The organism is Sphingopyxis sp., from assembly GCF_035565275.1.
Lineage (GTDB): Bacteria > Pseudomonadota > Alphaproteobacteria > Sphingomonadales > Sphingomonadaceae > Sphingopyxis.
Map to the genome: position 1 here is coordinate 1 of NZ_DATMST010000042.1, position 8,470 is coordinate 8,470.

The 8,470-nt window shown below is 65.3% G+C and carries 8 protein-coding genes and 1 pseudogene; 4 read left to right on the forward strand and 5 right to left on the reverse strand.

Annotation, left to right across the window (positions count from 1 at the left end):
* Positions 1-180, reverse strand: a pseudogene (locus VN047_RS02910) (3-hydroxyacyl-CoA dehydrogenase); the annotation flags it as partial.
* A gap of 6 nt (positions 181-186) precedes the next feature.
* Positions 187-612, reverse strand: a complete 426-nt coding sequence (locus tag VN047_RS02915; protein WP_325539848.1) for a heme-binding protein — start codon at positions 610-612, stop codon at positions 187-189.
* Between the two features lie 250 nt (positions 613-862).
* On the opposite strand from VN047_RS02915, the gene VN047_RS02920 reads away from it, so the two are divergent.
* The 3 genes from VN047_RS02920 to VN047_RS02930 all read left to right on the forward strand — a co-directional run bounded on the left by VN047_RS02920 (position 863) and on the right by VN047_RS02930 (position 3,719).
* Complete coding sequence (locus tag VN047_RS02920) at positions 863-2,200, forward strand: MFS transporter (RefSeq protein ID WP_325539850.1); 1,338 nt, start codon at positions 863-865, stop codon at positions 2,198-2,200.
* A gap of 1 nt (position 2,201) precedes the next feature.
* On the forward strand, positions 2,202-2,987 hold the full coding sequence (locus VN047_RS02925) for an SDR family NAD(P)-dependent oxidoreductase (RefSeq protein WP_325539852.1): 786 nt from the start codon (positions 2,202-2,204) through the stop codon (positions 2,985-2,987).
* A gap of 69 nt (positions 2,988-3,056) precedes the next feature.
* Positions 3,057-3,719, forward strand: coding sequence for a GntR family transcriptional regulator (locus VN047_RS02930; RefSeq protein ID WP_325539854.1), 663 nt, complete (start codon positions 3,057-3,059; stop codon positions 3,717-3,719).
* Between the two features lie 32 nt (positions 3,720-3,751).
* Here VN047_RS02930 and VN047_RS02935 read toward each other — a convergent pair whose 3' ends face one another.
* The 3 genes from VN047_RS02935 to VN047_RS02945 are packed head-to-tail and all read right to left on the reverse strand — an operon-like array spanning position 3,752 to position 6,881.
* Positions 3,752-4,159 carry a hypothetical protein gene (locus tag VN047_RS02935; RefSeq protein ID WP_325539856.1) on the reverse strand — a complete coding sequence of 136 codons (408 nt, stop codon included), beginning with the start codon at positions 4,157-4,159 and terminating at the stop codon, positions 3,752-3,754.
* Between the two features lie 14 nt (positions 4,160-4,173).
* Positions 4,174-5,898, reverse strand: a complete 1,725-nt coding sequence (locus VN047_RS02940; RefSeq protein WP_325539858.1) for a class I adenylate-forming enzyme family protein — start codon at positions 5,896-5,898, stop codon at positions 4,174-4,176.
* On the reverse strand, positions 5,895-6,881 hold the full coding sequence (locus VN047_RS02945) for a phosphotransferase family protein (protein WP_325539860.1): 987 nt from the start codon (positions 6,879-6,881) through the stop codon (positions 5,895-5,897). Before VN047_RS02945 ends, VN047_RS02940 begins: the two co-directional genes overlap by 4 nt.
* A 412-nt stretch (positions 6,882-7,293) precedes the next feature.
* Between VN047_RS02945 and VN047_RS02950 the strand changes: the two genes are divergently transcribed.
* Positions 7,294-8,460, forward strand: a complete 1,167-nt coding sequence (locus VN047_RS02950) for a CoA transferase (protein ID WP_325539862.1) — start codon at positions 7,294-7,296, stop codon at positions 8,458-8,460.
* Positions 8,461-8,470: the final 10 nt, after the last annotated feature.

Below are 8,470 nucleotides of genomic sequence, written 5' to 3' on the forward strand. Positions count from 1 at the left end.
GGCGGCGACCGCGACCTCATCGGTCACATCGGCGGGGGCGAAGGCACCGTCCCACGCCCCCCGGTCCTGCAGGTCGATAACGCCGACCCGGGCACCCGCTTCGCGCAGTGCCCTGGCCGTCGCGAGGCCGAGGCCCGAAGCGCCGCCGGTAACGACGATGCCGCTGTTATCGAGCTTCATGACATCCTACTCCGCGAGTGCGGCGAGCGCGGCTTCCGCCACCACCATGTCCTGCGAATAATGGCCGCCGCTGATGCCGATTCCGCCGACGATCTGTCCATCGACCTTGACGGGGTAGCCGCCGCCGAAAACGACCAGCCGGGGCGTGTGGACGATGCCGTGAAGCAGCGGCGGATCACCCTTGATGAAGTCGAACCACTCGTGCGTCGCAATTCCGAAGCTCACCGCCGTATAGGCCTTGTTGGTTGCGATATCGACCGACAGGAGCGGGGCGTTGTCCATGCGGCGAAAAGCCTTCAGCGCGCCCGATTCGTCGACCACGGCGATGACCGCCGGCACGCTGATTTCGGCGGCCTTTGCCGTTGCCGCCTCGATCAGCCGATCGCACGCGGCTTGCGTGATCGAGAGTTTTGTTACCGCATTGGCTGTCATGATCTTCCCCAAAGTTGTATGCATTAATGCACTACTATATCGCATAATCGGCGAAATTTTGTAGAGGCGCCATTATTATTGCATCCAAAAATTCGCATGTCTATGCTCTTCTTGATAATCAGGCGCCTCGCAGGAGGCAGGCGGGAGAGCGGTCGGTCGTGGGAATATCCGGTATCAACGAACCATCGGGCACGGGCTTTGGTGGCGGCTCCAATCCGCAGGATGCCGGAGCCACGCTCCGGTCGCCGGCATGACGAATATTGCGGCGGTGAAGGCGGGCGAATCCGGCAGCGCATCGGGTGCAGGGGATCGCGGCGCACGCTGGATGGTGACGCTGCTGACCATCGGCTACGCGCTCAATCTCCTTGATCGCCAGATCATCAATATTCTCGGCGAGCCTATCAAGCGCGACCTGCATCTGGCCGACTGGCAACTCGGCGCGCTCAGCGGCATTTCCTTTGCCCTTCTATATAGTGTGGCGGCGCTGCCGATCGCGCGGCTGGCCGACCGGTCCAATCGCGCGAGGATCATCGGAATCGCCATTCTGGTGTGGAGCTTCTTTACGGCGGCCGGAGCCGTCGCGGCCAACTTCGTCCAGCTCCTGCTGCTTCGCATCGGCGTCGGGGTCGGCGAAGCGGGCGGCGGTCCTCCGTCGCAATCGCTGATTGCCGACAGCTTTCCTCCCGAGCGCCGTTCGGGCGCGCTTGCGATCTTTTCGCTCGGCGCCCCGGTCGGAGCGTCGATCGGACTGATCGGCGGCGGGATACTCGCGGGCGTGATCGGCTGGCGCTGGACGCTGGTCTGCGCGGGTGTCCCGGGCCTTGTGCTTGGCGCCCTCGTCCTGCTGACGGTCCGCGACCCGCACCGCGACGTGCCGGTGAAGCGCGAGGCGCCGTCCCTGCGATCGGCGCTCGCGATGCTCGCCTCGAGCCGCGCCTTCCTGCTGATCGTGTTCGGCACCGCGCTTTTGAGCTTCGTCAACTATGGCGCGATGGCGTTTGCCGGATCCTTCTATCTCCGCATCCATGTGGTCGAGCTGGCCGCGCTTGGCGCGCGCATCGGCCTCGATCCCCTCGGCGTGGTCGGGCTTGGCCTCGGTTTGCTCGGCGCAACCGGCGGGTCGCTGGGCGCGATGGTCGGCGGACGGCTGGGCGACAGGCTGGGTGTGCGCGACGTTCGCGCGCTGGCGCTGATCCCCGCCGTCGGGTCGGTCCTGTGCGCGGCGAGCTATGTGGTGATGTTCACGCTGCCGGGGGCGGTCGCCTCGCTGGCAAGCTTTGCCGTCGCGTCCTTCTTTTCGAGCCTGTGGTACGGCCCCGGCACGCTGGCGATGCAGCGGCTCGCCGGCCCCGATTCAAAAGCCACCGCGCTCGCGGTGGCGTTGCTGGTCAACAGCATGATCGGACTCAGCCTCGGTCCGCTTCTGATCGGCGTGGCAAGCGATGCGATGGCGCCCGGCCTCGGACAGGCCGAAGGGCTGCGGGCGGGCATATTGATGGGGCTTTCCGCGGGGCTGGTATCGGGGCTGTTGCTGTGGCTGGCCAGCCGGCGGATCGCTGCCGATCTGACCGAACGCGAAGGAGTCTGACATGAAGATCGAGGGTAGCGGAATCATCGTGGCGGGCGGCGGATCGGGGCTGGGCCATGCCGCCGCGTGTGCGCTGCGCGACGCCGGCGCGAAAGTCGGTGTGATCGACATGCGGCAGGGCAACTGGGACGGAGCTTTTGCCGCGGCCGATGTGTCCGACGCGGATGCGGTGGAGAATGCGTTCGATGCGCTTGCTCCCGCGATCGGCACGCTGCGGGCGATGCTGAACACGACGGGGCGCCAGCCGGCGATGGGGGGCGGGGACAGCCATGTCGGCATTTCGGCGGGGCCCGGGCGCAGCGTGACGGCCGCCGCGTTCCGGCGCGCGCTCGACGTCAATACGCTGGGCAGCTTCATTCTGTCGCAAGCCGCCGCCGAGCGGATGATCGCGGCGGATGCGGACGATCAGGGCGAGCGCGGGATCATCATCAATACCTCTTCGATCGTCGCCATGGAGGGGCAGGTAGGCACGGCCGCCTATGCCGCATCGAAAGGCGGCATCAATGCGATGACGCTGCCGCTCGCGCGCGAATTCGCGCCCTTCGGCGTCCGCGTCATGGCGATCGCGCCGGGCATTTTCGAAACCCCGATGTTCTCGAACGCCCGGGGGCCGATGGTCGACTGGCTGAACCGGCAGGTGCAATTCCCCGCCCGCGCGGGCACCCCCGGCGAATTCGCGCAGGCCGTCGAAAGCATCATCGGGAATCCCATGTTCAACGGGACGATATTGCGCGTCGACGGCGCGATGCGGGTGCCGCCCGGCCGGCGCGACTGGTGGGCGGGCTGACAAACGCCCGTCTCGACGCCATCGACAGGGGTGGTATAGAGGCGGGGGCAACAGGGTTCAGGAGGATGAATGGCGGAGGCGGTTGATAGCGCCTATCGAGCGGTCCGCGAGGGGATCTTGGCTGGCGAGTTTTCCCAGGGATCGCACATCACGGCAAGGCAGCTGGCAGAAGCGACCGGATTGAGCCGCACGCCCGTTCGCGAGGCAATGCGGCGGCTGGACGCCGAAGGACTGATCACGCTGATACCGAACCGCGGCGCATTCGTCGCGCGGTGGAGCGAGGACGAGATCACGCAAATCTACGAACTGCGCGTCCTGCTGGAAAGTTTCGCGGCGCAGGTCGCCGCGGAGCGGATCGGCGACGCGGAGCGCGAGGAGCTTCAGATGCTGGCCGACGAGATGGGCCGGCTGGTCGAGGAACGTCCGATCGACGTCGATGCGATCGCGGAAGTGAACGACCGTTTTCACAAAGGCGTGCTCGAGGCGTGCGGCAACCGCCGGCTGCGCGACCTTCTGGGCACGATCACCGAAGTGCCGTTGCAGCTGAGCACCTTCCGGCGCTATACGATCGATGAGTTGCGGCGGAGCGCGGCGCAGCATGCCGAGCTGGTTTCGGCACTGGCGGCCGGCGATCCTGATTGGGCGCGCAGCGTGATGACGGCGCACATCCGGTCCGCGCGGCACACCTTGCTCAAGGTGCCCGCCGATATCGAGGGCGAAGCCGCGGACTGATACCGGGAACGAAAAAAGCGCAGGGCCGGGTTTCAGCGTTCGGCCTTGTGCGCCATTCCGCTGGTCGCAGCCGAATCGTGATAGGCGTCCATGTGCGCGATGCGGCCGTCCTCGACCCGGCAGAGGCAGCAGCACAGATCGCGAATCTTCCGGCCGTCGGGCATTTCGACGATCAGCGTATGTTGCTGCACAAAGCCGCTCGGCGTCGGCTCGCGCCGGATGTCGGCATAATGAAAAACCGTCGCGGTCTCACGGATGGTGCGCAGATTCCGGATCGTCGTTTCCACGTCGGTCAGCGCGTCGTCGGTGTTGTGCCAGACCACCGCGCCCGCCGCGAAGACCGATCGCAAATCCTCCAGATCGCCATATTCGACGGTATGGAACAGGCGGTCGCCCGCGGCGAGCGCCGCCGTCGACCGGTCGTCGATATCGTCTGCCATTCCGTCTTCCTTTCCTACCGGGACGAATCCGAAATTCCCGCCTGTTCCAAAAAGGCCGCCTTGATGTCGCGCTTCAGCAGCTTTCCGGCAGCGTTACGGGGCAGCGGAGCGTCGCACAGCATGACCGTTACCGGGACCTTATGGGCCGCAAGCCTGCCGCGAACATGGTCGGCCAGCGTTTCGAAGCCGGCGGTCGATGCCGCGCGCAAATGGACCGCGGCGCCGACGACTTCGCCAAGGATCCGGTCGGGGACGCCGAAGACGGCGGCCTCCAGCACGTCTGGATGAGCGCCCAGACAATCCTCGATCTCGGTGCAATAGATATTCTCGCCGCCCCGGATCAGCATGTCCTTGATCCGGTCGCGAATGGTTATGAAGCCTTCTTCATCGATCTGCGCCACGTCGCCGGTGCGATACCAGCCGTCCCGAAAGCTTTCCTGCGTCGCGGCGGGAAGGTTCCAGTAGCCGGCCACGATATTCGGCCCGCTGACCCATAATTCGCCCGGGTGGCCCGCAGGCACGTCGTTGCCCGCGTCGTCGACGATCCGGATGTCGCAGCAGGGAACGGAAATGCCGACGCTTCCCGGCCGGGCCATCATGTCTTCGTGGCTGTTCGCTGCCACCAGCGACGAGGTTTCGGTTGCCCCATAGCCCTGACCCGGAAAGGCGTTCGGAAAGGCCTTGCGCATGTGACGCGCGAGATCGGGCGATGCGGCCGCGCCGCCGTAACCCAATGTATCGATGCTCGAAATGTCATGATCGCCAGCCGCGATCGCATCGGCGAGCTGCCAGGCAAGCGCGGGCACGAGGGTCAGGCCGTTGATCCGCGCATCGGCAATGATGCGGAGCGCCTTTGCGGTGTCCCATTTGTGCATGAGGTGGATCGTCGCGCCGTTCGCCAGGGCCGGGACGAGCGTCGAGTGAAAGCCGGTGACGTGGAAGAAGGGGAGGGGCAACAGCAGGCGCCGTTCGGCGGTCGATGCCTCGGGAATAGCCTCCCCGCGCCGCACCGCGGCCCGCGCGGCGCGAAAGCCGGTGTTGATATGGTTGGTCAGGACGTTGCGATGCGTCCCCGCCGCGCCTTTCGGACGCCCTGTCGTTCCCGACGTGTAGAAGATTGTCGCCAGATCGTCGGACTCCAGTTCGGGATCGGCGGGCGGCTGGTCGGGAAGCGCGGCGTATCCGGAAGAAGCGCCGATGAAATCGGTCAGCGCGATGGTGCCGGCAGGAGCAGGCGCGCGTGCGACGACGAGCGCGGCGTCGATCGTTTCGGCCTGCTGCAACAGCGCCAGCCGTTCACCGTCGACGACGGCGACTTTGGCTTCGCAATCGGCGAGAAGCGCCGACAGCGTGGCGCCCGACTCCCACGCGTTGAGCGGCACGATGACCGCGCCGATCGCGATCGCGCCCCAAGCACAGATCGACCATTCGGGATAGTTGCGCATCGCGATCGCCACACGGTCGCCTTTGCCGACCCCCAGTCTTTCGGTCAGCGCGCGGCCAAAGGCGTTTGCGGCGCGCCAGTGCGCCTCGAAGGTCAGATGCTCTCCCTCGAACACCAGAAAGTCGCGCGAGCCGAAGCGGCGGCTTTCGTCGAACAGGACACGCAGCGTGCCCGGCATCCGGACATAGCTGCGCACCCGCCGGCTCCCGACGTCGATTCCCGTCATCTCGAACGGTGCGCCCGGAGCGGTGAGGATCGCCAGCGTTTCGGCGATGGTACGGGTCGGCCAGGTCACCGGATGGCTCCCGCTTTTTCCGCGAAACGCCATGCGGTTTCCGCGAGCGGACCGACACGCTGCTGCGCGAGGCCGGCGCGCGCATTGTTGGCGTTTCCGGCGCGGGCGCGCCCTGCCACGCCGTGCAGAATCGCGGCGAGGCGGAAGAGGTTGTAGGCGAGATACCATTCGAGCGGCGCGCCGAGACGGTTCCCGGTCGCGGCAAGATAGCGATCGAGCATCGCATTCAACGACGGAATCCCGAGGCCGGGGAGGTCGAGATCGGCGAGCGAATTGCGTTCGTCGCCCGGCGTGACCCAATGCATCAGCAGATAGGTCAGGTCGGCAACGGGATCGCCAAGGGTCGACAATTCCCAGTCGAGCACCGCGATTACCCGATTTTCCTCCGGGTGGAGCACCATATTGTCGAGCCGGTAGTCGCCGTGGACGATTCGCGCCGGCTGGTTTGCGGGAAGGCTGGTGGGGAGCCATTCGACAAGGCGATCCATCGCGGCAAATCTCGGCCCGTCGGATTGCAGATATTGTTTCGACCACCGTGCGACCTGGCGCGCGAAATAATTGCCCGGAGCGCCAAAATCCCCGAGGCCCGCGGTTTCGGGGTCGATCCGATGGAGCGCCGCAAGCGTGTCGATCTTTGCTTCATAAATGGCTTGCCGCGCGGCGGGTGCGAGGTCGGGAAGCCGTCCGTCCCACAATATCCGCCCCTCGACCATCGCCATGACATAGAAGGACGAGCCGATCACTGCGTCGTCTTCGCAGAGCGCATAGGCGTGCGGCACCGGAAATCCCGTGCGTCCGAGAGCCTGCATCACCCGGAATTCCCGCTCGACCGCATGCGCCGATGCCAGAAGCTGGCCGGGAGGTTTGCGGCGGAGCACATAATCGCGAGCCGGCGTCCGTAACTGATAGGTCGGGTTGGACTGCCCCCCCGCAAAACGCGCGACGCGAAGCGGGCCGGCGAACCCTTCAACCGCATTATACATCCATTCTTCCAAACGCCGGGCATCCAAATCTTCGGTCGGGCGCGGGGCTTCATGCTGGACTGCGTCTGTCGTCACGTTCGATATAACCTTTTGAATATAAAGAGAATATTATGATATTTTCTCGACTTTTTCTGCGGGTGACCGGCCGCTTCGGGGCGACTCAAATATGACACTGAATTCGTAACCCTCTTGCCATTTGCATGCAATCTAGTCAAAACATGTTATGCAATCGAGGTCAGGGGATCATATGACAAAGCTTCGATCGGTTTCATCGGCAGCGTCCGGAGAAGAGCGGCGTCCGGTGGTTTGCGCGCCGTCTGACGCAGGGTCGGGTGGCGCGAAATGAGTGGCCGCAGCCGATTCGGAATGCGCCGGATGATCAGGGCAATATATGCAGGTTGAGAGGAACAAGATGGCGTCTGACGCTTCGGCAGGGCCGCTGGACGGCATTCGCGTCGTGGAACTGGGGCAGCTTATCGCGGGGCCATTCTGCGGCCAGCTGCTGGGCGATATGGGCGCGGAAGTGGTCAAGATAGAGCAGCCGGAAACCGGCGATCCCATGCGCCAATGGGGTCAGGGCAGCACGCCCACCTGGTGGCGCGTGATCGGCCGGAACAAATATTCGGTCGCCGCCGACCTCCGTTCGGGCGAAGGGCAGGATCTGGCGCGCGATCTGATCGCACAGGCCGACATATTGGTGGAGAATTTCCGGCCCGGAACGCTCGAGAAATGGAATCTCGGTCCGGATGTGCTGCATCGCGCCAACCCCGGCCTGATCGTCGTTCGCGTGTCGGGTTACGGGCAAACCGGACCCTATTCAAGCCGGGCAGGGTTCGGCGGGATTGCCGAAGCGATGGGCGGGTGGCGAAAGATCGTCGGCTTCCCCGACCGCGCGCCGGCGCGCATGGGCATTTCGATCGGCGATACGCTGGCCGCCACCTACGGCTGCCTTGGCGCCGTCGCCGCGCTCCATCACCGCGATCGGACCGGCGAGGGGCAGGTGGTCGATGCCGCGCTTTACGAAAGCGTGCTGCAGGTGATGGAAGGGCTGATCCCCGAATGGGCGGTCGCGGAACACAAGCGCGAAAGGACGGGATCGAAACTTCCCGGTATCGCGCCCTCCAACGTCTATCGATGCAGCGACGGCGACTATCTGATCGGGGCCAACCAGAACAGTGTCTTCCTGCGGCTTTGCGAAGCGATGGGCAGGCCCGAGCTTGCGAGCGATCCGCGCTATGCCTGTCACACCGCGCGCGGCGAGCGTCAGGACGAACTGGATGCAATCGTCGAGGAATGGACGCTCCGCCACACAGTGGCGGAGGTCGAGGATGCGATGATCGCGCATGCCGTCCCGGCGGGGCGCATCTATGATGCGGAGGACATGCTGTCCGATCCGCATTTCGCGGCGCGCGAGGCGATCGTGACCGTCGAGGATCCGGAACTGGGTCCGACGCCGATGCAGGGCGTCTTTCCGAAACTGTCGCGGACCCCGGCCTCGATCCGCCGGCTCGCTCCCCGGGTGGTGGGGCAGGATACGGCGGAGATTCTGGAGCGTTGGCTCGGGGTTGCGGCCGACTGAAGGCCCGGAC

Excerpts from the sequence above, each read along its gene's own strand:
- VN047_RS02915 (WP_325539848.1), bottom strand. The coding sequence starts at position 612 with ATGACAGCCAATGCGGTAACAAAACTCTCGATCACGCAAGCCGCGTGC.
- VN047_RS02920 (WP_325539850.1), top strand. The coding sequence starts at position 863 with ATGACGAATATTGCGGCGGTGAAGGCGGGCGAATCCGGCAGCGCATCG.
- VN047_RS02925 (WP_325539852.1), top strand. The coding sequence starts at position 2,202 with ATGAAGATCGAGGGTAGCGGAATCATCGTGGCGGGCGGCGGATCGGGG.
- VN047_RS02930 (WP_325539854.1), top strand. The coding sequence starts at position 3,057 with ATGGCGGAGGCGGTTGATAGCGCCTATCGAGCGGTCCGCGAGGGGATC.
- VN047_RS02935 (WP_325539856.1), bottom strand. The coding sequence starts at position 4,159 with ATGGCAGACGATATCGACGACCGGTCGACGGCGGCGCTCGCCGCGGGC.
- VN047_RS02945 (WP_325539860.1), bottom strand. The coding sequence starts at position 6,881 with ATGTATAATGCGGTTGAAGGGTTCGCCGGCCCGCTTCGCGTCGCGCGT.
- VN047_RS02950 (WP_325539862.1), top strand. The coding sequence starts at position 7,294 with ATGGCGTCTGACGCTTCGGCAGGGCCGCTGGACGGCATTCGCGTCGTG.